21 protein-coding genes and 1 tRNA gene are annotated in these 22,719 nt (G+C 70.4%); 7 read left to right on the top strand and 15 right to left on the bottom strand.

Annotation, left to right across the window (positions count from 1 at the left end; genetic code table 11):
- Positions 1–98: 98 nt before the first annotated feature.
- Positions 99–665, top strand: a complete 567-nt coding sequence (locus J5Y10_RS23835) for a sugar O-acetyltransferase (RefSeq protein ID WP_209376630.1) — start codon at positions 99–101, stop codon at positions 663–665.
- On the opposite strand, the gene J5Y10_RS23830 is transcribed toward J5Y10_RS23835, so the two are convergent.
- The 6 genes from J5Y10_RS23830 to J5Y10_RS23805 all read right to left on the bottom strand — a co-directional run bounded on the left by J5Y10_RS23830 (position 656) and on the right by J5Y10_RS23805 (position 8,187).
- On the bottom strand, positions 656–2,851 hold the full coding sequence (locus J5Y10_RS23830) for a matrixin family metalloprotease (RefSeq protein WP_209376629.1): 2,196 nt from the start codon (positions 2,849–2,851) through the stop codon (positions 656–658). The two genes, J5Y10_RS23835 and J5Y10_RS23830, sit on opposite strands and share 10 nt — an antisense overlap.
- 105 nt (positions 2,852–2,956) lie before the next feature.
- Positions 2,957–3,700 carry an ABC transporter ATP-binding protein gene (locus J5Y10_RS23825; RefSeq protein WP_209376628.1) on the bottom strand — a complete coding sequence of 248 codons (744 nt, stop codon included), beginning with the start codon at positions 3,698–3,700 and terminating at the stop codon, positions 2,957–2,959.
- Complete coding sequence (locus J5Y10_RS23820) at positions 3,697–4,560, bottom strand: ABC transporter ATP-binding protein (RefSeq protein ID WP_209376627.1); 864 nt, start codon at positions 4,558–4,560, stop codon at positions 3,697–3,699. The genes J5Y10_RS23825 and J5Y10_RS23820 overlap by 4 nt, the downstream gene beginning before the upstream one ends.
- On the bottom strand, positions 4,557–5,576 hold the full coding sequence (locus tag J5Y10_RS23815) for an ABC transporter permease (protein ID WP_245215030.1): 1,020 nt from the start codon (positions 5,574–5,576) through the stop codon (positions 4,557–4,559). The genes J5Y10_RS23820 and J5Y10_RS23815 overlap by 4 nt, the downstream gene beginning before the upstream one ends.
- Complete coding sequence (locus tag J5Y10_RS23810) at positions 5,573–6,589, bottom strand: ABC transporter permease (protein ID WP_209376626.1); 1,017 nt, start codon at positions 6,587–6,589, stop codon at positions 5,573–5,575. Before J5Y10_RS23810 ends, J5Y10_RS23815 begins: the two co-directional genes overlap by 4 nt.
- A complete protein-coding gene (locus J5Y10_RS23805) occupies positions 6,589–8,187 on the bottom strand; it encodes an ABC transporter substrate-binding protein (protein WP_209376625.1) in 1,599 nt (532 codons plus the stop codon). Before J5Y10_RS23805 ends, J5Y10_RS23810 begins: the two co-directional genes overlap by 1 nt.
- A gap of 74 nt (positions 8,188–8,261) precedes the next feature.
- Between J5Y10_RS23805 and J5Y10_RS23800 the strand changes: the two genes are divergently transcribed.
- Positions 8,262–8,927, top strand: coding sequence for a phosphoribosyltransferase (locus J5Y10_RS23800; RefSeq protein WP_209376624.1), 666 nt, complete (start codon positions 8,262–8,264; stop codon positions 8,925–8,927).
- 85 nt (positions 8,928–9,012) lie between these two features.
- Positions 9,013–9,732 (top strand): DUF1194 domain-containing protein, encoded by a 720-nt coding sequence (locus tag J5Y10_RS23795; protein ID WP_209376623.1) that lies wholly within the window; start codon positions 9,013–9,015, stop codon positions 9,730–9,732.
- A 33-nt stretch (positions 9,733–9,765) separates the two neighbouring features.
- On the opposite strand, the gene J5Y10_RS23790 is transcribed toward J5Y10_RS23795, so the two are convergent.
- Entirely contained in the window at positions 9,766–10,200 is a 435-nt protein-coding gene (locus tag J5Y10_RS23790; RefSeq protein ID WP_209376622.1) for a DUF3775 domain-containing protein, read from the bottom strand.
- Between the two features lie 303 nt (positions 10,201–10,503).
- On the opposite strand from J5Y10_RS23790, the gene J5Y10_RS23785 reads away from it, so the two are divergent.
- Positions 10,504–10,749, top strand: a complete 246-nt coding sequence (locus tag J5Y10_RS23785; RefSeq protein WP_209376621.1) for a hypothetical protein — start codon at positions 10,504–10,506, stop codon at positions 10,747–10,749.
- Positions 10,750–10,788: 39 nt separating this feature from the next.
- On the opposite strand, the gene J5Y10_RS23780 is transcribed toward J5Y10_RS23785, so the two are convergent.
- Genes J5Y10_RS23780 through J5Y10_RS23770 form a run of 3 tightly spaced genes read right to left on the bottom strand, consistent with a single transcriptional unit; the run spans position 10,789 to position 13,658 of the window.
- Positions 10,789–11,616 carry an aldo/keto reductase gene (locus tag J5Y10_RS23780; RefSeq protein ID WP_209376620.1) on the bottom strand — a complete coding sequence of 276 codons (828 nt, stop codon included), beginning with the start codon at positions 11,614–11,616 and terminating at the stop codon, positions 10,789–10,791.
- A 21-nt stretch (positions 11,617–11,637) separates the two neighbouring features.
- Positions 11,638–12,678 carry a WD40 repeat domain-containing protein gene (locus J5Y10_RS23775; protein ID WP_209376619.1) on the bottom strand — a complete coding sequence of 347 codons (1,041 nt, stop codon included), beginning with the start codon at positions 12,676–12,678 and terminating at the stop codon, positions 11,638–11,640.
- Positions 12,679–12,680: 2 nt separating this feature from the next.
- Entirely contained in the window at positions 12,681–13,658 is a 978-nt protein-coding gene (locus J5Y10_RS23770; protein ID WP_209376618.1) for a CobW family GTP-binding protein, read from the bottom strand.
- A gap of 141 nt (positions 13,659–13,799) precedes the next feature.
- Here J5Y10_RS23770 and J5Y10_RS23765 point away from each other — a divergent pair, with 141 nt between their 5' ends.
- Positions 13,800–14,162: a plasmid stabilization protein gene (locus J5Y10_RS23765; RefSeq protein ID WP_209376617.1), complete on the top strand. Its 363-nt coding sequence runs from the start codon at positions 13,800–13,802 to the stop codon at positions 14,160–14,162.
- A 107-nt stretch (positions 14,163–14,269) separates the two neighbouring features.
- Here the strand turns inward: J5Y10_RS23765 and J5Y10_RS23760 are convergent, their stop codons facing one another.
- Positions 14,270–16,288 carry an AI-2E family transporter gene (locus tag J5Y10_RS23760; RefSeq protein WP_209376616.1) on the bottom strand — a complete coding sequence of 673 codons (2,019 nt, stop codon included), beginning with the start codon at positions 16,286–16,288 and terminating at the stop codon, positions 14,270–14,272.
- A gap of 119 nt (positions 16,289–16,407) precedes the next feature.
- Complete coding sequence (gene aptA / locus J5Y10_RS23755; RefSeq protein ID WP_408901600.1) at positions 16,408–17,733, bottom strand: omega-aminotransferase AptA; 1,326 nt, start codon at positions 17,731–17,733, stop codon at positions 16,408–16,410.
- 136 nt (positions 17,734–17,869) lie between these two features.
- Here aptA and J5Y10_RS23750 point away from each other — a divergent pair, with 136 nt between their 5' ends.
- Positions 17,870–19,096, top strand: coding sequence for a glycoside hydrolase family 108 protein (locus J5Y10_RS23750; RefSeq protein WP_209376615.1), 1,227 nt, complete (start codon positions 17,870–17,872; stop codon positions 19,094–19,096).
- Positions 19,097–19,155: 59 nt separating this feature from the next.
- A tRNA-Arg gene (locus tag J5Y10_RS23745) sits at positions 19,156–19,232 on the top strand.
- Positions 19,233–19,266: 34 nt separating this feature from the next.
- Here J5Y10_RS23745 and J5Y10_RS23740 read toward each other — a convergent pair.
- Genes J5Y10_RS23740 through J5Y10_RS23730 form a run of 3 tightly spaced genes read right to left on the bottom strand, consistent with a single transcriptional unit; the run spans position 19,267 to position 21,671 of the window.
- Positions 19,267–20,262 (bottom strand): ArdC family protein, encoded by a 996-nt coding sequence (locus J5Y10_RS23740; RefSeq protein ID WP_245215029.1) that lies wholly within the window; start codon positions 20,260–20,262, stop codon positions 19,267–19,269.
- Positions 20,262–20,639, bottom strand: coding sequence for a hypothetical protein (locus J5Y10_RS23735; protein ID WP_209376614.1), 378 nt, complete (start codon positions 20,637–20,639; stop codon positions 20,262–20,264). The genes J5Y10_RS23740 and J5Y10_RS23735 overlap by 1 nt, the downstream gene beginning before the upstream one ends.
- A gap of 6 nt (positions 20,640–20,645) precedes the next feature.
- Complete coding sequence (locus J5Y10_RS23730; protein ID WP_209376613.1) at positions 20,646–21,671, bottom strand: PGN_0703 family putative restriction endonuclease; 1,026 nt, start codon at positions 21,669–21,671, stop codon at positions 20,646–20,648.
- Positions 21,672–22,719 lie beyond the last annotated feature (1,048 nt).

The following is a 22,719-nucleotide window of genomic DNA, read 5'->3' as shown; positions in this document are numbered from 1 at the left end:
CCGCGCACGCTCGCTGGCGCATTGGCTGTTGCGCCCGGCGATGCCGCGCTTCCCCGCCGTAGGGTGGTCGGGCGCGTCCTGCCGGGCCATGCTGGGGCATGACCGAACGCGAGAAGATGTTGGCCGGGCTTCCCTATGACGGGATGGATCCGGACCTCCTGGCGGCACGCTACCGGGCCAGGGCGCTGATGCTGCGCATGGACGCCCTGCCGCCCGAGGACGAGGCGGCGCGTCGGGCCGCGCTGGAGGAGCTGCTGGGTGGGATCGGCGCGAAGACGATGGTGATGCCGGGCTTCCGCTGCGACTACGGCAGCAACATCCGCATTGGCGCATCCGCCTACGTCAACTTCAACTGCGTGTTCCTGGACTGCGCGCCGATCACCCTCGGCGATCACTGCCAAGTGGCGCCCGCCGTGCAGATCTACACGGCAACCCACCCGCTGGAGCCCGGCCCACGCGCGGCAGGGATCGAGAGCGCGCACCCCGTGACGATCGGGCGGAACGTGTGGCTGGGCGGCGGCTGCATCGTGCTGCCCGGGGTGACGATCGGGGACGACACGGTGGTGGGGGCAGGGGCGGTGGTGAACCGCGACCTGCCGCCGGGAGTGCTGGCCGTAGGGAACCCGGCGCGGGTGGTACGGCGGCTGGGACCCGATCAGTCGTAGTTGGAGAGGGTGGTATAAACGCCACCGAAGCCGAAGCCGACAATGTCGTCATGGCCGTCGCCGTTCACGTCGGCCAGCTCGCGCGGAAGGAGATTGTTGCTGACCCAGCCGCCGGCCGAGGGGCCGAAGTCGGCGACCTGCTGCATCACCGGCCCGAAATGCCCGCCACCGGTCGCGAGGGCGGCATAGGTGCCGTTGAAGCCGAAGCCGACGATGTCGGCCATCCCGTCGCCGTTCACGTCGGCCAGTTCGCGCGGGAGGATGTCGTTGCTGACCCAGCCGCCGTTGTTGGCACCGAAGGCCCCGAGTTCGAAGGTGGGGCCGGCGAAGTGGCCGCCGCCGGTGGCGAGGGAAACATAGACCCCGTTGAAGCCGAAGCCGACGATATCGGCCATTCCGTCGCCGTTCACGTCGGCCAGCTCACGCGGGAGGATGTTGCTGTTGACCCAGCCGCCGCTGTTGGCACCGAAGGCCCCGAGTTCGAAGGTGGGGCCGGCGAAGTGGCCGCCGCCGGTGGCGAGGGAAACATAGACCCCGTTGAAGCCGAAGCCGACGATATCGGCCATTCCGTCGCCGTTCACGTCGGCCAGCTCACGCGGGAGGATGTTGCTGTTGACCCAGCCGCCGCTGTTGGCACCGAAGGCCCCGAGTTCGAAGGTGGGGCCGGCGAAGTGGCCGCCACCGGTGGCGAGGGAAACATAGACCCCGTTGAAGCCGAAGCCGACGATGTCGGCCATTCCGTCGCCGTTCACGTCGGCCAGCTCGCGCGGGAGGAGGCTGTCGCTGACCCAGCCGCCGTTGTCGGCACCGAAGGCACCCAGCCCGTAGCCGGGATTGTCGAAGCCGCCGCGGCCATTGGCGAGGGAGACGAGCGCGCCGCCGAAACCGAAGCCGATGATGTCGGCCGCGCCATCGCCGTTCACGTCCGCAAGGTGGCGCGGAACAAGGTCGTTGCTGGCCCAGCCGCCGGCGTTGGGCGCGAAGCTGGCCAGGGCGAAGCCGGTCGGGCGGAAAGGGGCGTCGTTGTCCAGGATCGTGCCGACGCCCACGCCGTTGGTGACGAGGGCGTTGTTCGTGGCGCCGGAGAGGGCGACGACGAAGGCCTCGTTCGGGTCGTGAAGACTATCCCCGAGGACGGCGACGGAAACCGTCTTCGAAAGGGCGCCGCTCTCAAAGAAAAGCGTGCCGGAGGTCGCGACATAGTCGCTGCCGGCATGGGCGGTGCTGTCAACCGTGGCATAGTTCACGGAGAAGGCGGAACTCCCGCCGGTGCGGGTCACCGTGAAAGTCGCATAGGTGATGCCCCCCGTGCCCTCCGTGATGGTGACATTGTTGATGGACACGGACCCGGGAAAGCCGCTGGCCGAGCCGTAGATGGAGCGGATGCCCGCGATGTCATCCGCCTGCGGCGTGGTGATGGCGGCGTTGTAGTAGGGGGACATGAGAGCGCTGGAGAAGCCGGAGTGGCTTAGCCCCAGCGAGTGCCCGATCTCATGCGTGGCGACCGCGAGGAAGCTGTTGGGCGTCCAGAAGCTTCCCTCCGCGCTGTCGAAGACGACGTCGCCGGAGGTCGCGACGCTGGCGGGGTTCGTGTAGCTGGACGGCAGGAAGGTGGATGCCAGCACGCTGCTGCCATAGACCGGGCGGCCATCCACGTAGCCGGCGCCGATGCGAATGTTGGCGGAAAGGCCGACACCGATGCTGCCGCCGCCATCGGCCACCTGAACGAAGGTGATGTTCGCGACCGAAGACCAGGCGGCAAAGGCCTGAGTGAGGACGGCGCTGTAATCGAAAGAGAGAAAGCTCGACAGCGACACCGTGCTGCCAGTGAAGAAGCTGTAGCTGCCCGTGCCGTTGGAGAGACCGGCCCCGGCGATGCTCCAGGTCACCACGCCCCCGGCGGTGCCGAAGCTGCGGGAGGCACCCCATTTGCCGTAAGAGGCCGAATAGTCCTCCGGCTCCTCCATCGGCACCGTGCCGCTGTCGAGGCCGTAGAAGACGTCCAGCTCAGGGGCGCCCGGCTGGTCCGGATCGGGGAATGTGGACGCCATCGGCGGCACCGGCGCGCCGGGCGGCGTCAGGCCCTGGGGAGGCGCGAGGCCGAGGGCACCGGGCGGGATGAAGGGAGTGTCGAACCCGCCATCGCTCTCGTTCAGCCCCGAATCATCAAGCTTGTAACTACGCAATGGAACGCTTCCTACGACCCGATACCCTGCGGATGCAGGATATCATCGAAACGTTCCATGTGTCATCCCATGATGATGATCCCAGGGTTCGGGACGGTGGTGGCCTCAAGTGGCCCGGTCCTCCACCTCCCGCGAGAGCCGGATCAGGTCCTGCGTGTGCGGGTGTACCGCTCGGCCGGCACGCAGCGCGGCCTCGTCCAGCCTCTCCACGACCTGTCCACCCTGCATCACCGCGATCTGGCCGCAGAGATGGGCCACGACGGCGAGATTATGCGAGACGAGGATGCAAGTGAGGCTCCGGGCGGCACGGAGATCGGCCAGCAGGTTCAGCACCTCCGCCTGCACGGAGACGTCGAGCGCGCTGGTGGGCTCGTCCAGCAGCAGCACGCGCGGGTCCGCCACCAGGGCGCGGGCGATGGCGACGCGCTGGCGCTGGCCGCCGGACAACTGGTGCGGGTAGCGGAAGCGCGCGGTGCGGGGCAGGGCCACCTCCTCCAGCGCGCGAGCGATGCGGGTATCGGCATCGCGCACGCCGTGGACTTCCAGCGGCTCCGACAGGATGCGGTCCACGGTCTGGCGGGGGTGGAGGGAGCCGTAGGGGTCCTGGAACACCATCTGGACGGTGCGGAAGAAGGCGCGGTCGCGCTTGCGTCCGAGGGCCTGGCCGTCCACGGCGATGCGGCCGGACCATTCGGTGATGAGGCCGGCGATGGCGCGCAGCACGGTGGACTTGCCGCTGCCGCTCTCCCCCACCAGGCCGAAGGTCTCGCCGGGCTCCACGCGGAACGAGACGCCGCGCACCGCGTGGTTGGCGCCGAAGCGGATATCGAGGTTGCCGACGTCGATCATGCGCGCGGCGCCAGCCAGGCGGGGTCGCGCTTCAGGGTGGGCAGGCGGTCCCGCCGTTCCGAGAGGCTGGGCAGGCATTCCAACAGCCCGCGCGTGTAGGCGTGGCGGGCCTGGTGCAGGTCGGCCGCGGGCAGCTCCTCCATCACCTGGCCGGCATACATCACCGCCACCCGGTCGCAGAAGCGGGCGACGAGGGGGAGGTCGTGGCTGATGAGCATCAGCGCCATGCCGCGGCGGTCCACCTGCTCCTCGATGAGGGAGAGGATCTCCGCCTGCACACTGGCGTCCAGCGCCGAGGTGGGCTCGTCCGCGATCAGCAGCTCCGGGTCGGGGGCGAGCATCATGGCGATCATCACGCGCTGGCCCATGCCGCCGGAAAGCTCGTGCGGGTAGGCGTCGTGGACGCGGCGGGGATCGCGGATGCGGACGGATTCCAGCAGGGCCAGGGCGGCATCGCGCGCCTCCCGCCGGCCCAGGCGCTTGTGGGCGCGCAGCGCCTCCGCAATCTGGGCACCCGCCGTCATCACGGGGTTGAGGCTATATTTCGGGTCCTGCAGCACCAGGCCGATGCGGCCGCCGCGCAGGGCGCGCATCTCGCGCTCGCCCGCCTGCAGGATGTCCGTGGTGCCGAAGCGCAGCACGTCCGCCCGCATCCGCGCGCTGCCCGGCAGGAGGCGCATCAGGGCGCGGCCCGTCACGGACTTGCCGGAGCCGCTCTCCCCCACGATGCCCAGCTTCTCCCGCCCGATCGCGAAGGAGACGCCGCGAACGGCATGGGTGACGCCGGTAGCGGAGGGGAACTCGACATGGAGGTTCCGCACGGCGACCAGAGGTTCGCTCTCGAGGGAAGGGCCGCTCATCGCTGCTTCGGGTCCAGAACGTCGCGCAGGCCGTCGCCGAGCAGGTTGAAGGCGAGGGAGGCGGAGAAGATGGCGATGCCGGGCATCAGGGCGACCCACCACTGCTCCAGGATGAAGCGCCGGGCGGTGGCGATCATCGTGCCCCATTCCGGCAGGGGCGGCTGGGCGCCGAGGCCGAGGAAGCCGAGGCCCGCGGCGGTCAGGATGATGGAGGACATGTCCAGCGTGACGCGCACGACGAGGGAGGGCAGGCACATCGGCATGACGTGGCGCAGCACGATACGGGCGGGGGAGGCGCCGGTCATCCGCGCCGCGGCGACATAGTCCGTGCGGCGGATGGTCAGCGTCTCCGCCCGCGCCAGCCGCGCATAGGGCGGCCAGGCGGTAAGGGCGATGGCGATCACCGCGCTCTCCACCCCCGGCCGCATGGCGGCGACGAAGGCGAGCGCCAGGATGAGCCGGGGAAAGGCGAGGAAGATGTCCGTGACCCGCATCAGCAACCGGTCCCAGACGCCCCCGGCATAGCCGGCCACGCAGCCCACCAGCAGGCCCAGCGGGGCCACCAAAAGCACCACGGCGACGACCATGCCGAGCGTGATGCGGCCGCCGTAGAGAATGCGGGACCAGACATCGCGGCCCAGCTCGTCCGTGCCCAGCCAATGGGCGGCCGAGGGGGCGGCAAGGCGGTTGCCGAGCTCCTGCGCGCCCGGATCGTGGGTGGCGATCAGCGGCGCCAGTAGGATCAGGACCAGCATCGCCAGGATCACGCCCAGCCCCACCATCGCCAGCGGATTGCGGCGGAAGGCGAGCCAGGCCTGGTAACGGCGGCCCCAGGCGGCCTGGCTGCGGGAGGCGGGGGCATCGGTCAGCAGCCAGTCGCGGCGGCTAGGCGCCGCGCCGGGTTGCGGCGGCGGTGGCGCCAGGGCGGCCTCGGGCGCCGCGTCGGACACGGGCTCGACCGCCGCCGTGGCGGTGGCGGCATCGGCCATGGGGCTGCCGGGGGAATGGCCGCTCATCGCGTCCGCGGGTCCATCAGGCGGTAGAGCAGGTCGGCCATCAGGTTCAGCACCACGTAGATCAGTCCCACGACAAGGGTGGCGCCGAGCACCGCATTCATGTCCGCATTCAGCAGGGAGACGGTGAGGTACTGCCCCAGCCCCGGCCAGCCGAAGATCGTTTCCGTCAGCACCGCGCCCTCCAGCAGCCCGGCATAGGTGAGGAAGATCACCGTCACTAGCGGCACGGCCGTGTTGCGGAAGGCGTGGCGCCAGACGATCCGCATGGAGGAGAGGCCCTTGGCACGGGCGGTGGTGACGTACTCGCTGCGAAGCTCGGCCAGCATGAAGGCGCGGGTCATGCGCGCGATATAGGCCAGGGAAAAGAAGGCGAGGATGCCCGCAGGCTGGATCAGGTGCAGCACCGCATCCCAGAAGGCGGGCCAATCGCCGGCGAGGAGGGCGTCCAGCGTCAGGATGCCCGTGACCGGCTCCACCATGTCCTGAAAGACGATGCCCTGCCGCCCCGGCCCGGGCAGCCAGCCCAGCCAGGCGTAGAAGACGAGCAGCGAGACGAGGGCGAGGACGAAGACGGGCAGGGAATGGCCGGCAAGGCAGAAGACGCGGACCGCCTGGTCCACCCAGCTCCCCTGGCGCGTGGCGGCAAGGACGCCGAGGCCGATGCCCAGCAGCGCGGCGATGAGGATCGCCAGCGTCGCCAGCTCGAAGGTGGCGGGGAAGTAGCGGGCGATGTCCTCCCACACCGTGTTGGAGGTCATGACGGACCGGCCGAGATTGCCGGAGAGGATGTCCGTCAGGTAGCGCCAGAACTGGGCATAGAGCGGCTGGTCCAGCCCGAGCTCGATCCGCGCGCGCGCCACCACGTCCGCGGGGGCGCGATCGCCCACCACGGCCAGCACCGGGTCGATCGGCACCACGCGGCCGATGAAGAAGGTGACGACGGCGAGGCCGAGCAGGGTGATGGGGATGCTGGCGGCCGTGGCCGCCAGCGACTTGAGCCGGGCGAGAAGCATCAGGCCTTGGTGACACCGGCGTAGTTGGTGCGGTCGTTCAGCACGCCGATCTGCAGGCCCTTCACGGTGTTGCGCGCGACCGCCACTTCTAGGTCCTGCAGCATGATGGCGAAGGGGCTCTGCTGCTGGTGGTCGCGCTGCAGGGCCTCGTACATCGCCACGCGCTTCTCCCCGTCCGTCTCCTTCACGGCGGCGACCGTGCGGGCGGTCAGCTCCGGAATGGCCCAGGCGGAGCGCCAGGCGAGGGTCTTGTTGCGCGCATCATCCCCGTTGTCGGGGTTCATGCTGAAGGCCTCGGCGTTGCTGTGCGGGTCGAAGTAGTCGGACCCCCAGCGCAGCAGGGCGAGGTCGTGCTGGCGCGCGCGGGTCTTGGTGATGACGGAGCGCATCTCGCCCGGCAGCATCCGGGCGCGGATGCCGATGGCGGCCAAGTTGGCCTGCACGGCCTGGGCGATGTCGTTCACCGGCGGGCCGGAGAAGAAGTCGAAGCCGATCTCGAAGCCGTCCGGGTGCCCGGCCTCGGCCAACAGCTTCTTCGCGGCGGCGACATCGGCCTTGAAGGGCTTCTCCGTCAGCGCGCCCGGCAGGCCCTCCGGCAGGAAGGCCTGGTGCACGGCGTAGTTGCTGGGGACGATGTTGCGCTGGATGCCCTCGTAGTCGATCGCCCACTTGATGGCCTGCCGCACCCCCGGCTTCGACAGGATCGGGTGCTTCTGGTTCATCGCGATGTAGAGCAGGCCCGCCTTGCGCTGCGTCACCAGCGTGTAGCGGCTGTCGCCCTGCGCGCCCCGAATCTGGTCGGAGGCGAGGTTGCGCGCCACGTCGTAGTCGCCGCGCTGCAGGCCCAGCAGCTGGGCGGAGGGATCGGCGACGTGGCGCAGGATGATCCGGCGCGTGGCCGGGGCACGGGCCGCGTTCGGATTGGCGTCCAGCGTCACCGCCTCGCTCGCGCGCCAGGAGACGATGCGGTAGGGGCCCGAACCGGCGGAGTTGGCCTTCATCCAGGCATTGCCCCAGTCGTCGTTCGCGGCGCGGGCGGAGACGACCGCCTTCTCCACGATCGAGCCGACGGCGGCGGAGAGGCAGTAGAGCAGGAAGGAAGTGGCGGTAGGCTCGGCCGTGGTCAGCACCACCGTGCGCGGCCCCGTGGCGCGGATCGTCTGCGCCATGTTGTCCTTGGTGAAGCCGAACTGGTTGATGATGAAGGCCGGGCTCTTGTTCAGCGCCACGACGCGCTGGAGGGAGTAGACCACGTCCTCCGCCGTCACCTCCTTGCCGCTGGCGAACTTCTGGCCGGGCTTCAGCGTGAAGGTGAAGGTCTTCGCGTCATCGCCCGCGGTCCAGCTCTCCGCGAGGTCGCCGGCCAGGCGGGCGGGGTCGTCGGTCGCGGTGGTGGTGAGCTTCTGGTAGACGTTGCCGCAGATCTCGGTGCCCGTGAACTCGAAGCTCTCGGCAGGATCGAGCGAGATCACGTCGTCGATCTGCTTCGCCATCACCAGCACGCCGGGCGGGGTCTGGGCATGGGCGGCGCGGATCACCGCGTCCCAGGACAGGAAGGCGGCGCCCGAGGCGGCGAAAAGGGTGCGGCGGCTGGGCATGGCTCGGCTCCGAGGGGGATTCGGGTGGTTCTACGAGGCTGGACCACCGCGCGACAGCGTGCCAAGCGCCGTGAATGGATTTCTGGCAAGGTTTTGAACCCGCCCCCGACGCCCCGCCTTACCGGGAGAGCGCGGCCCTGCCCGTGCCGGGCGGCTCCGCCCTGCGCCTGCCGCTGCGGAACTATGGCGGGGTGGCGGTCACCGGGCTCATCGTGAACCAGGCTTCCTTCCCGGTCCTGCGGCGCCTGGCGGGCTGGATGGCGGATGCGGCGCGGCCGCTGGGGGCGGAGGTGGTCTGCGGGCTGCCCACGCTGGGCCACGCCCTGGCGCCGCCGGTGGCGGAGGCGCTGGGGCACCCGAACTGGGTCGCCGCGGGCTATTCCCGCAAGCGCTGGTACGAGGAGGCCCTCTCCGCCCCCGTCTCCTCCTCCACCACGCCCGGGGAGCGGCGGATGTGGCTGGATCCGCGCGTGCTGCACCGGCTGCAGGGCCGCCGCGTGCTGCTGGTGGACGACGTGATCAGCACCGGCACCTCGGCGCTGGCGGGGCTGGCATTGCTGGCGCGGGCCGGGGTGCGGCCGGTGGGCCTCTGCGTGGCCATGGCGCAGGGGGACCGCTGGGTGGCGGACTGGCCGGGCGAGGTGCCGGTCGTCGCGGCCTTCGCCGCGCCGCTGCTGCGCCCGGTGCCCGGCGGCTGGGCGCCCGATCCCGCCACGGTGCCGGCCGTGCGCCTTCCCTGACAAGCGCGTGCGCCACACGAAAGTCATTGCGGCGCGGTGGATGCGCCTGATCTGATCCCTCGATCAGCAGGCGAGGGCATGTTCCATGCGGCGTCGGTCCCTTCTCGCGGCGGGCGGCGCCGCGATGCTCCCCGCCACGCATCCCGCGCGCGCCGAAGAGTCGGTCGACCTGCTGCTGGTGCTGGCGGTGGACGTCTCCCGCTCCATCGACGACGACGAGGCCCGGCTGCAGCGGGAGGGCTACCGCAACGCGATGACCGATCCGCGCGTGGTGGAGGCGATCCGCGGCGGCATGACCGGAGCCATCGCCGTGGCCTATGTCGAATGGGCGGGATCGGACTACCAGCGGCTGGTGATCCCCTGGACGCATATCGGCAGCCAGGCGGAGGCGGCGGCCTGGGCCACGGCGCTGGAGCAGGCGCCGCGCGTCGCGCTCTCCTGGACCTCCATCTCGGGCGGGCTGGATTTCTCCATGCGGACCCTCATGGAATCGCCCTATGAGGGAACGCGGCGCGTGATCGACGTCTCCGGCGACGGCGTGAACAACAGCGGCCAGCCCGTAGAGGCCGTGCGCGACCGCGTGGTGGCGCAAGGCGTGACGATCAACGGACTGCCCATCATCAACGACCGCCCGACCTTCGGGCGGCCATCCCCTATCCCACTGGATGCCTACTACCGGGATTCCGTGATCGGCGGCGACGGCGCCTTCCTCATTGCGGCCGAGGATTTCGAGGCTTTCGGCAACGCCGTGCGCCGCAAGCTGGTGCGGGAGATCGCCGGGCTGCCGGGGCCGGTCTTCGGGTAGGACCGGCCCGCGGGCCCGTTCAGGGGCGAGCCGTCAGCGCTCGATTTCCTCGACCACGATGCCGAAGGCGGCCAGGCCCTCGGCCAGCAGGTCGCCGAGCAACTCCATGCCCATCAGGTAGGCGGCGGTGTCAGTCTCGTTGCGCTCGCGCGCGAGGCCGATCGCCTCGCTCCACTCATCCGGCTCGTAGTCGCCGCGTCCGACCCAGGCGAGGGCGATGAGGGCGGCCTGCTCGTCCTCGTTCAGCTCGCCGATCAGGGTCTCAAGATTCTCGCCGGTCAGGTCGGGCTTGGCGGCGTCGTCCGTCTCCGGGTCGTTCATGTCCTCGTTCAGCTCGTCCTCCTCCGTCTCATCGGAGGCGCGGGCCGCGTCGACGATGTTGGCGACGGTCTGGATGCTGATGCCGAGGTCAACCTCATCATCGTCCTGGGGAGAAATCCCAGGGATGCCGGGGGGCTTGTCGCTCATTTCGTCGCTCCTGAGGGGCCCCGATCGGGCGCTGGAGAGGGTTGCCGCCCGCCCAACGCTTCATCCGCGTTTCGGCTGCCGCCGGATCCGCGATTCGGCTTCGCGGAAACCGCCGCGATGACTCGGCGTTCATTCCGCAGAGAGCGAGGCAAGAAGCTTCGCTAAGTATATGATTTAATGCGGAAGAGGGGGTCGGAGATGCTGAATTGGGGCGCGATCGCACTCTTCGGGATGCTCGCCGGGACTGTTGCCCTGGCGCCATCTGCAAGCGCTGAAGAGGCTCCGGCCTTCGTTAATGCGACGATGTGTGACGTTGCGGCGCCGATTTCCTCCGGGGCCACGATCTTCTCCCGGCAGGTCCGGGCCGAGCGGCCGGCCGCTGCTCCGGCGCATCGCCGCAGCCCGGCCGCCCGCCCCGCCCCGCGCAAGCCGGTTGAGCAGGCGGCGCAGGCCGATGCCCCGGCCCCCGAGGCCGAGGCCGTGCTCTACCCGGCCGTGCACTTCTGCATCTCTCCGGCCGGCGCTTCGCGCCCCGTCCGCTACACCTGAGGGCAGTCCGCCCGGCGATGGCCGGGCGGTTGGCGGCTCTCAGGCCGCCCAGTCCGGCGCGAAAGCCGGGTTCACGAAGCGCTGGTCCTTCGGAAGTGCGTTCAACTCCGCCACATCCGCTTCGGTGATCTGCTCCGCTAGGGCCAGCGCCTCCAGGTTCGCGCGCTGGCTCTCCGGGCGCGACGCCTTGGGAATGGCGGCCACCCCGTCCTGCCGCAGCAGCCAGGCCAGCGCGACCTGCCCGGCGCCGGTGCCGTGGCGCGCGGCGATCGCCCGGATCACCGGATTCTCCGTCATCACGCCGCGGCCGAGCGGGGAATAGGCCGTCAGCACGATGTTGTTGGGGCGGGTCACCTCCAGCAGCCGGTCCTGCGAGAGCTGGGCGTGGTACTCGACCTGATTGGCCGCGATGGGTGCGCCCGTCTCGATCGCGCGCTTCAGCAGCCCGGCCGGAAAGTTCGCCACGCCGATCGCGCGGACCAGCCCTTCCTCGCGCAGCCGTGTCATGTCGTGCATCACGCGGTGCAGGTCCATGTCGGCGGCAGGCCAGTGGACGAGATAGAGGTCCAGGTAGTCCGTGCCGAGCTTGCGGAGCGAGGTCTCGCAGGCTTGGCGGATTTCAGCGGGGCTGAGATGGTCCCACCAGACCTTGCTGGTCACGAAAACGTCGGAGCGCGGCAGGCCGGAGGCCTGAAGGCCGGCGCCGACCTCCACCTCGTTGCCGTACATCTCGGCCGTATCCAGGGCGCGGTAGCCCATGGCCAGGGCTGATTCCACCGCGGCCTGCCCTGCCGCCCCGGTCAGACGGTAGGTGCCGAGCCCGAGGCGCGGGATGGAGAGGAGGGGGGTGGTGATGCGATCGCTCATGCCACCCAGGTTGGGGCTGCCCTAGCGCTTCGCCAAGTCCAGAAGCCCGCCAAAGCCGGTTTCAGTGCCGAAGGCGAGATGCGTCCCGGTGGCGTTCCAGGCGAGCGCGGAGACAGCGCCGCGCCCGGGCGCCGCGACGGGCACGACCTTGCCGGAGGCGATCTCCGCCATCAGCACGAGCCCGTCCTGGAAACCCGCCACCACCACCTCGTGCTGCGGGTGGCAGGCGACACGGGTGCAGATCACCTGGTCCCCGCCCGCGATCTCCGTCGGTGCCTTGCCCATCGGGCCGCCGCCGAAGAAGGGCCAGAGCACGACCGAATCCGCGCCGGAGGAGGCGAGCCAGCGGCCCTTGGCGGTGAAGGAGAGGGAATGGGTCTTCGTCGGGTAGCCCGACATCCGCATGTGCTGGCTGTCCGTCAGGCGCCAGCCGTGCAGCGCGTTCTCCTGCATGCCCGTGACGACGTTCTGGCCATCGGGGGAAACGGCTATGGCGTGATGGCTCCCCTTCCACTCCAGCACGCGCGGCTTGTCCTCCTTGGCGCCCACGAACCAGGCGGAGACGCCGTTGTAGTGGGAGGCGAAGAGGCGCTTGCCCTTGGCGTCGATGGCAACGCCGCCGACGGTGGAGGGGTGCGGGCCGAGGGTCTTGAGCTTCGCGCCCTTCCCGTCCAGCAGGTGGACGTTCTTGCCGACGGCCACCGCGCGCAGCCCGGAGGAATGGGCGGCGAGGTGCGCCACCCACTTCATCATCCCGAAGTCGGAGACGACCTCCGTGCTGCCATCGGGCGCGATGTGCAGCAGCTTGCCGTCGTCGCCGCCGGAGAGCAGGCCATCGGCGCTGTCCGGCACCATGTTGAGAACGGCGCCGTCATGCGCCTCCAGCTTCTGCCACTCCCCCGCGTGGTTCGCGGGGGAGGCGAGGTGGATGCTGCCATCGGAGAGGGCGAAGGCGACGGAGCGCCCCTCCCTCCCGAAGGCGACGTCGGCCACCCAGGCGCCGAGCTCGCGCCCGGTGCCGCGCTGGTCCAGAAGGAAATCCGCGTCCGCGACGTCCGACATGCTCAGGCCGCCGTGGATTCGAAGCCGCGGCGCAGCTTGGGCCGGTTCAGGTCGCGCCCGATGAAAACGATGCGGGACTTGCGGGGATCGCCTTCCTTCCACTCGCCGATGTAGTCGCCATCGGCGATCATGTGCACGGCCTGGAAGGCGAAGCGGCGGTCATCGCCCTTGTAGTGAAGGATGCCCTTCGTCCGCAGAAGGTCCTGGCCCTTGGTCTGGAGCAGCTCGCCGATCCAGGCATTGAACTTCTCCGGGTCCACAGGGCGGTCCAGCTCGAAGGAGACGGACTGCACGGCGCTGTCATGCGTGTGCTCGTCGTCGCCGGTCAGGAACTCGGGCTCCCGCGCCAGGATGCGGTCCAGGCTGAAGGCATCGCGGCCGATCACGGCGTCCAGCGGCACCTCGGACTTGGTGGCGCGGCGGATCTCCACGGTCGGGTTGATGGCGCGGATGCGGCGCTCCACCTCGTCCGCCTCCTCGGCCGTCACGAGGTCCATCTTGTTCAGCACGATCACGTCGGCGAAGGCCACCTGGTCCTCGGCCTCCGGACTGTCGCCGAGGCGGGTGAGGAGGTGCTTGGCGTCCACCACGGTCACGATGGCGTCCAGGCGCGTGGCGCGCTTCACGTCCTCGTCCACGAAGAAGGTCTGGGCGACGGGGGCGGGGTTCGCCAGGCCCGTCGTCTCCACGATGATGCCGTCGAACCGGTCCCGGCGCTTCATCAGGCTGCCGATGATGCGGATCAGGTCACCGCGCACGGTGCAGCAGATGCAGCCGTTGTTCATCTCGAACACTTCCTCGTCCGCGTCGATGACGAGGTCCTGGTCCACGCCCATCTCGCCGAACTCGTTGATCACCACCGCGAACTTGCGGCCGTGATTCTCGGTGAGGATGCGGTTCAGCAGGGTGGTCTTGCCGGCGCCGAGATAGCCGGTGAGGACGGTGACGGGGGTAGGGGCCGCTTCGGTGGTCTGGGACATGGGGTGACGCCTTCGGGCAAGTCTCGGTGGCCCTCGGGGGAGGGCCGGTTCGCCGCGTTATATGGTATCGGGAAGGGCGATTGAACCGGCCCCCCGGTTCCCGCGTTCTTCCGGCCATCATCCCAGCAGGAGGCCGTTCCCATGCCCCGTGGTGACAAATCCGCCTATACCGACAAGCAGAAGCGCATGGCCGAGCACATTGAGGATTCCTACGGATCCCGCGGCGTGCCGGAGGAGGAAGCCGAGCGCCGGGCCTGGGCCACCGTCAACAAGGAGACGGGCGGGGGGAAGAAGAGCGGCTCCGGCCGCGGCAAACCGATGAACAAGGCGCCTGCCCGCAAGGGCGGCGAGCGGGGCGGAGCGGCCAGCGCGGCCCGACCGGCGAGCGCCCGCTCCGCCTCGGCCAAGAAGGCGGCGGCAAGCCGGACGCCGGAGGAGCGGTCCGCCTCCGCGAGGAAGGCGGCCGCGACGCGGAAGCGAAACGCCGCGCGCAAGAGCGCCTGAACCGGACACGGGCGGCCCCAAGGGGGCGTCGCCCCCCTTGGATCCCCGGACCTCACCGTCCGCTCGCAATACAGCTGATCGGCGTCTGAGGCCGGCGGCCCGGCTTCTCAACCGGGCAGAGGCTTCTTCTCCATCGCCGCCTTCGCCTCGCCCGGGTCCTGGGCGCCGGAGGCGGCCGCCTTCAGGCAGGCCGTGACGGCGGCATGCAGGGAGGAGGTGTAGTAGTCCGCGCCGACAGCCTTCGCGAGGCTGGCATCGCTCAGCACCGCCTCGCCCTCCGGCCACAACCCGACCAGCAGGGGCACGCCCGGCATGTGCTGCCGCAGGCGGCGCAGCAGGTAGCGCAGATGCGCGGGGCTGCCGGAGATGTCGAGGTAGGACACGCAAACCATCGCCACCCCCGCCGCGTCCAGCCGCCCGACCTGCTCGCGCGAGCTGGCCTCGTGCGGCACCACGCGGGCTCCGAGGCCGTGCTTCGTGAGGAGCTGGGCGAGCATGGCGGAGGCGGCCTCGTCCAGCGGGCCGCGGCCGGCGAGGCAGAGGACGGGCGTCTCCGCGCCCCAGTTGCCCGCGCGCTCCGCCAGGGGCGGCAGCACCACGCTCGGGGCGGGCTGGATCGGCACGGCCTTCTCGTCCGCCGTCCGCCCGGCCGGCATGGCATCCGGCTCGGCTTTGTGCGCCTTCGGCGGCGGGTCGCCATCCGGCACCTCCGACAGGTCGTTCACCAATCCGCCGACGGCATTTTTGATGCGCCCAAGCCGCTCCGGCGGCAGCACGCCGCGCTCCGCGTCGTTGGCGGCCAGGCGCAGGCCCTTCAGCGCCACCTCGTCGTAGTAGCTGGTGAGCGAGCGCTCCTGCAGCAGCGTCTCGGCCTGGGAGAGGGCCTCGTCCGTGTCGCCGGCCAGGATGCGCTGGTAGAAGTTCTCCACCGGGGTCAGGGCGGGGCGGTCCCCCAGCATGACGTCCAGGAACTCCAGCCTCTCCACGTGCCGCCCGAGCACGACGAGGCAGAGGGTGAGGGGGGTCGCCAGGATCAGGCCGATCGGGCCCCAGAGCCAGGTCCAGAAAATGGCGGCAACCACGACCGAGACGGGTGAGAGCCCGGTGGAGTGGCCGTAGACCATGGGCTCCACCACCTGGCCCATGACGGATTCCGTGACGAGGAAGAGGGCGGCGGTCCAGATCACCATGGACCAGCCCGGCTCCGTCGCGGCGGCCAGCACCAGGGGCATCGCGGCGGCCAGGATGGAGCCGACATAGGGCACGAAGCGGAAGAGCGCGGCGAGGATGCCCCAGACGATCGGGCTGGGCACGCCGATGACGAAGAGCCCGATGGCGACGAGCACGCCGAAGGAGCTGTTCAGCATGAGCTGGGCGAGGAAGTACTTGCTCAGCCGCCGCCCGGCATCGTCCAGCGCCTCTGTCGTGCGGTGGAGGTCGCTGGAGCCGAAGAGGCGGATCAGCCGGTCCCGCAGGTCCGCCTGCTGGAGGAGGATGAAGACGGCGACGATGAAGACGATGAAAGTCGTCTCCAGCGGGCCGAGCACGGGGGAGACGATCTTGCGGGCCAGCTCCACCGCGGAGGATTCGCCCGGGCGGATCTCCACGGGGACGGGGCGGCGGTCATCGCCGCTGAGGCCGGGCAGGGCGGGGGTGGCCGGGGCCGCAGGGCCCTGTGCCTCGCCCTGGGCCGCCGGGGGCGGGGGCTCCGCCTCGTTGCTGAGGCGGCGGGAGAAATCGCGGATGCGGCCGAAGACGGTTTCCTGCGCCGTCTCCACCTTCTCCTGCACCGCGCTCTGGTAGCGGGGCGCATCCCGGGCCAGGCCCGCGATCTGCACGCCGATGATGCTGCCGATGAGCAGGATCACGCCAAGGGCCAGCAGCACGGAGAGCAGCACCGCCGGAACACGCGGCACCCGCCAGCGCCGGAGCAGGCCGACCACGGGCGCGAGCACGAAGGAGAGCAGGATGGCGAGGGTAATGGGGATCAGCACCTCGCGCGCCAGATAGAGGGCGGCGACGGTGACGACGCCGACCACCACGGTCAGCAGGTGGCCCAGTTCCGGGCTAGAGGGGGGCGGAACCTGGGCGGGAGGACGTGCCTCCGGCGCGAGGGTGGTGCTCATGCGGCGCGTTCGGCTCCCTGGATCAGGAAGCCCAACGCGGCGTGATCGACCGGGGTTACGAAGAAGGGGGGCCGGAGCCCCCTATGCCTTAACGCAGGAGCAGTCCTTGAGGGGATGCCTCAGGCGAAGGCGTGGATCGCGTCGCTCAGCGTGCCGAAGATCCGGTCCACATGCGGCTTCTCGATGATGAGGGGCGGGGAGAGGGCGACGATGTCGCCGGTCACACGCACCAGCACGCCGTCGTCGAAGCACTTGCGGAACACGTCCATCGCGCGGGCGCCGGGCTTGCCCTCGCGCGGGGCCAGCTCGATCCCGGCGATGAGGCCGAAGTCGCGGATGTCCACCACCCCCGGCGCGCTGCGAAGGGAGTGCGCGGCTTCCTGCCAGTAGGGCTCGATCGCGCGCGCCCGTCCCGGCAGGTCCTCCTCCCGGTGCAGGGCGAGGGTGGCGATAGCGGCGGCCGAGGCCAGCGGGTGGCCGGAATAGGTGTAGCCGTGGAACAGCTCGATCCCCGCGGGGGCGTTGTTCACCACCGTGTCGTAGACCTCGTTGGAGGTGGCGACAGCGCCCATGGGCACGGCGGCGTTGGTCAGGCCCTTCGCCATGGTCATGATGTCCGGCGTCACGCCCAGGCGCTCCGCCCCGAAATCCGTGCCGAGGCGGCCGAAGCCGGTGATCACCTCGTCGTAGATCAGCAGGATGCCGTTGGCGTCGCAGATCTCGCGCAGGCGCTCCAGGTAGCCCTTCGGCGGCACCAGCACGCCGGTGGAGCCCGCCACCGGCTCCACCATGACAGCCGCGATGGTGTCGCCGTGCAGGGCGATCAGGTCCATCAGGTGGTTGGCGAGTTCCACGCCATGCTCCGGCTGGCCCTTGGTGAAGGCGTTCCGCGCGGGGTCATGCGTGTGGGGCAGGTGGTCCACATAGGGCAGCATGGCGCCGAACTGTTTGCGGTTCCCGCCGATGCCGCCGACCGACATGCCGCCGAAGCCGACGCCGTGGTAGCCGCGCTCCCGCCCGATCAGGCGCACGCGCTGAGCCTGGCCGCGGGCCTTCTGGTAGGCCAGGGCGATCTTGAGGGCCGTGTCCGCGCTCTCGCTGCCGGAATTGGTGAAGAAGACCTTGTCCAGGCCGGCTGGCGTCATCTCCGCCACGCGCGCCGCCGCCTCGAAGGCGATGGGGTGGCCGAGCTGGAAGGTGGGCGCGAAATCCATGATCGCGGCCTGCTTCTGGATCGCCTCCACGATCTCGCGCCGGCCATGGCCGGCGTTGCAGCACCACAGGCCCGCCGTGCCGTCCAGCACCTCACGCCCTTCCGGCGTGTAGTAGGACATGCCTTCCGCCCGCGCGAGCATGCGCGGCGTGCCCTTGAAGTGCCGGTTGTCCGAGTAGGGCATCCAGAACGAGTCGAGGTTGTTCGGACGCGGAAGGGACATCTCGTTCATCGCGGGCACCTTGGGGCGGGGGCGGCACCATGCGCCCGGGCAGGGCCGGCAACAAGGCTGAAGCCGCACAAAAGGCTTGATTTCCTATTGAGGCGCGGGATAGGTTCCTGTTTCGTTCTTTGAGAGGAATTCTTCCATGGCCTTTCCTCTGATCGCCATCGCCGCGACCCTGGCGCCAGAGATCATCCGTCTGATCGCCGGGGACCGGGCGGGAACCGTGGCCGGGACGGTGGCCGAGGCCGTCCGCCAGGCCGCGGGCACGGAGGACCCTGCCGCTGCCCGCGCCGCCCTGGCCGCCGATACGGAAAAGGCGAATGCCCTGCGTGTCCGCCTGGCCGAGATCGCGCTGGAGGGCGAGCGTCTCAACGCGCAGCGCGAGGCCGGGCAGCGCGGCGCGGCGCTGGAAACGCTGCGCGCCACCCTGGGCGACACGCAGTCCGCCCGCGCCAGCATGGCGGAGATGCTGCGGGGCGGTGGCCGCCTGGCCTGGGGGCCGGCAACGGTCTCCTCCCTCGTCGTGCTCGGCTTCTTCGCGGTGCTGATCCTGCTGGTGACGCTCGATCCCGGGCCGGGCGGTGCGGCGCGGTTCGACCCGCAGGTGGCGAGCATCATCAACATCACCGTCGGCTCCCTCGGCGCGGCTTTCGCTGCAGTGGTGAACTTCTGGATCGGCTCCTCCCAGTCCTCGCGGGAGAAGGACGCGATCGTCGGGCGGCTGCAGGACGCGCAGGCCCAGCAGGTGCAGGCGGCCATGGCGACGCTGCGGGACACCGCCCCGGCCCCGCTGCTGCGGCCGGTCTCCCTCGCTGCCGCGTCCGGACCCTCCGACGAGGACCGCTTCGAGGCCTGTCTGGACGAGGTCCTGAAATCCGAGGGCGGCTTCGTGAACCACCCGGCCGATCCCGGCGGGGCCACCAACATGGGCATCACTCTCCGCACCCTGTCCGAGTTCCGGGACGGGGAGGTGACCGAGGCCGATATCCGGGCCCTGACCCGGGCCGAGGTGCGCGAGATCTACCGGGCCCGCTACTGGTCCCCGATGCGCTGCGCGGAACTGCCGGCGGGCGTGGACCTGATGGTGCTCGACTTCGGGGTGAATGCCGGAGCGGGGCGTTCCGTGAAGATGCTGCAGAAGGCAGTGGGCGTCTCTCCGGATGGCTCCGTGGGGCCGATCACCCTGGCCGCGACCGGGGCTTGCCGGAGCGCGGACCTGATCGGGCGGCTGGCCGAGGCGCGGATGGCTTACTACCGAGGGCTGGGAACCTTTCCGACCTTCGGGCGTGGCTGGACGCGGCGGGTGGACGCGACGCGGCAGGCCGCGCTGGGGATGACGGGACCTGGATCGCTGCCACTGGTGGCCTGAGGCTGGCCGCGCGCCGGGGGGTTTCCCCCGGCGCGCGGGTGCGGTATGGGAAGGCCAACGGACCCGTAGCTCAGCTGGATAGAGCGTTGCCCTCCGAAGGCAAAGGTCGTACGTTCGAATCGTATCGGGTCCGCCAATCTTTTCAATTGTTAGCGTAGTTGGTCATCAGGTCAGCCAGAGTGGTGGCTACCCATTGGCCACCCTTCGTCGGAAGTCAGTTGTCTTGCGACAACCCAATCTGAGGCGCTCTGCGCCTTACCGGCGGCCGTGAAAACCGCACGCCGGTCCGCTCGCAGCAAGTCGAGCCAGTGGGCAACGTAGCGGGCGTGGTCGGGCCGGGGCTCGGTTGCGAGGCCGAGGGTGGCACCGACAAAGGCGGCCCAGAGCTCCGCCACGAGTTCCTCAGCCGCGTAGGCTGCGGATCCGAACCGCCCCGAGAGGTCGCGTGCCAAGCGGGAGGGGTGCCCCGTCCAATGCGTCACCTCGTGGGCCAAGGTAGCGTAGTAGCCCTCGGCCGATCGGAAGTCCGCGAAGGCGGGTAACTGCACGTGATCGGTCGTGGGGGCATAGAAGGCGGCCGCGCCTCCGTGCCGCAGGTCGAGGCCAGGTAGGGTAGCGAAGAACGCCTCGGCCCTGCCGATCCGCGCCCCCTCCGACAGTTTGGGGGTGGTGTCCGCGAGCAGCGTGGCTCCATCCACCTGGGCCAGGTTGAAGACGGCGTAGGACCGCGCCCAGGGTCCGCGGCGGCGATGGTCTACGGCTCCGTCGTCATGGACGGCAGCCTCCCCGTCGCCGGCCTCCTCCTCCGCGTTGCCCCGCTCCGGGAAGCGCCAGAACACGACCGTGCTGGCCCTCTCGCCCTTCCGGACCTGGCCGCCCAACTCGGACCACTGCCGGTAGGTGCCCCAGATCCCGACGGGGTAGCCCCGTGCGTCGGCGGCGGCCCACAAGGCCAGGGTGTTGATGCCACGGTAGGGGGCCCGGCTCGCGACGTTGACCGGCAGGGCAGGGGAGGCACCCGTGTCCCGTCGCCGATGCCAGGGCATACGCCAGTCAGCACCATTGTTGGCGAGGCCGGCCTCGATCGCGGCGACGATGGCGTCCGTCACCCGGGCGTAGACGTCGGCCCCGGCGGACGAGCTGCCCGAAGGCATTCCGGCGCGCATCACGACTGCCCCTCGGACGCGAAGGGGCCAGTCCCGAAGGCGCGGTCCTCCAGCCAGACCTCGACGCGGTGGTCCGCCAACTGGGCGGCCCGGTCCGGCACCGGTGCGCGGATGGCCGGCGCGTCCTCCAGGGCGGCGACCTGCTCCCAGAGGCTGTCGGCCAGGTGCCCGCACCGGGCCTCGCCCGCGAGGTAGGCGAGGGCCTCCATCGCAACCGAGGCGAGGGCAGCGGCCCGGCGGGCGAGATCCGTCTCCGGGTGCTCAGGGTCGACATGCGGCAGGACGAGCTGCGGCCGTGGGTGCGCGGCGAGGGCGCGGAGGAGGGCGGCAACGGCAGGGGAGGGACCCTCCCCCGTGCCGGTTCCGTGCTGGGCCATGGCGGCTCAGCCCGCGTCCGCCGGGGTCTCCTTCCCGTCCGGTGGCGTCCCGCCCTCCAGGTGTCGGTCCAGGGCCGCGTAGACGGGCGAGAGGTCGAGGTAGCGCCGGGCGATCGGCTCGGCAACCGCGTCGGCCCCGGCCTTGGCGAGCGCGAGGACGAAGGCCTCCAGGGGCAAGGCCTCGAAGCCGGAAACCGCCGGCTCCGGCGACTTCAGCTGGTCGGCGTAGCCCTCCAGCGCGCGCCAGGCGTCGGCATTGGGCGCGGGCGCGAGGACGACCACGCGTCCCGTCTCGTAGAGGCCCTGCCGGAGCATGGCGGCAGCGAGGAGCTGCTGGCGCCAGAACTGGCCGAGGATGCCGGAGCGGAGGACCGCCCCGTCGGGGTCGCGGTAGATGCCGGCGGTGCGGGAGAGGCCGTCATAGGGCGGGTAGGGGGAAGCCGCGGCGCCGCCGGGCGCCTCGGAGTACTTCACCTCGATGGCGAGGAAGGCACGCCGGCCGGTGGGGGTGGTGCAGCGGACCAGCACGTCGAAGGCGGTGCGGTCGGCAGTGAGGGCGGGATGGCCGCGACCCGGGGAGTGCTCGAGGAGGATCCCGGTCACGATGCCGACCAAGTCGGGGAAGAGCCCGCCCAGCAGCTTGGTCGCCAGCGCCAGGTCGCGCTTGAGGGGGAGGAAGAGCGAGAAGGCGAGGGCTTGGCTGGAAAGGAGGTTGCCCCAGAGGCGGCGCTCTTCGATGACGGCGCCCGGCTCGCGCCAGGCAAGCTCGCGGCGGACCAGCGGCACGAGGGTGGGGTCGAGGAAACTGGCGCCGGCCTTGGCTGCGGCGCCCGTCAGGCGGCTGCCGAGCGGGCGGTGGCGGCCGGTGTCGGGGTTGGTCACGCGACCGCAGGGCAGGCCCTGCTGCTCGCGCCAGAGGGACTGGGCGAGGCGGGCGGCGGCGCGGAAGCGGGTGTCGGTGGGCTCGTGGCAGCGATGGCGACGGAGCAGCGCCTCGGGAAGAAGCGGGACAAAGGAGTGATCGTGGCGCATCGGGCCTCCAGCACGGCCGGCGGGATGCCGGGCGCTGGGGATTCGAGCGAACGGGTCAGGAGTTCAGGATAGAGGTCCGCTTCCGGACGGCCTCGAACAACACGGGAGAAGATAACTACTCGCGGTGGAGCAACACCAACCCGCATACCGGAGCACCACCCCACCCCGGCGAGGTTGCTCATCCAACCTGAGAGGGACCCTCGGCGCACTTGAGAGCCAACTTCCACTCGGCTTAGATCGTCGCGGTCTTGGACGGAATCGTATGGCTTAGGGGCAAGCCGAAAAGCCTGACAGCCTGCTTAAGAGGTAATCAGGCTGGGTTGATGAGGGCCTCTGTTGCGGCGTGAACGATGGCGGCGTGGAGGCGGGCTTCGCAGACGTCGAGGCGGCATGCGCGGTCGCGGATCAGTCCGGCCCAGGGGGGGTGAGCTAGGCGAAGCTGGGCTCGACGACGCAGCGGCGCGGTAGGGTTGTAGGCCGGGCGGCCGGCGGGCGATCTCGTGTTGCGCGGGCTCTGGTCGGCGTCCCGCTGCCCGGCGGCGCAGCCGGGTCAGGTCGCGCATCATCTGCTCGAATAGGCCTCGCTCTGCCCCGCGGCGGAACCAGCCGTAAACGGTGCGCCAGAGCGGCATGCCCGGCAGCAAAAACCGCCAGCTACGCCCACCCGCAGGTGCCAGGCCAGCGCCCCCACCACGGCCAGCGCTGGCGTCGGGTTCGGGCTTCGTGGCGGGGCGGTGCGCTCCAGCCAGTCCGCTACCTCGCGAATCGTATGCGAGGATACTATCCGCCTACGGTACGCCGCATGGCGCGCCCGATGCTGGGACGTCCACATCGCTCCTACCGCTCCGCCCCGCCAGGCGGCTCCTGGTCTTCACCTCAGGAGAAGATCGGGATGCCCAGCAAAGCGCAGCTCAAACAGGCTCTTAGTGACCGTTTGAGAATGGCTTGGCGCGACGTGGGCGAGATGATTCAAGCTCGGGATGTGGACCCGAGAGACGCGCCGCCGGATGGCCGAAGTCGCCCGCAAGACGAAGCGCTACCCATCCGA

Source organism: Roseomonas indoligenes (assembly GCF_017813365.1).
Lineage (GTDB): Bacteria > Pseudomonadota > Alphaproteobacteria > Acetobacterales > Acetobacteraceae > Roseomonas > Roseomonas indoligenes.
Note: the sequence above shows the minus strand (reverse complement) of the source record. Positions and strands in the feature narration are given on the sequence as shown.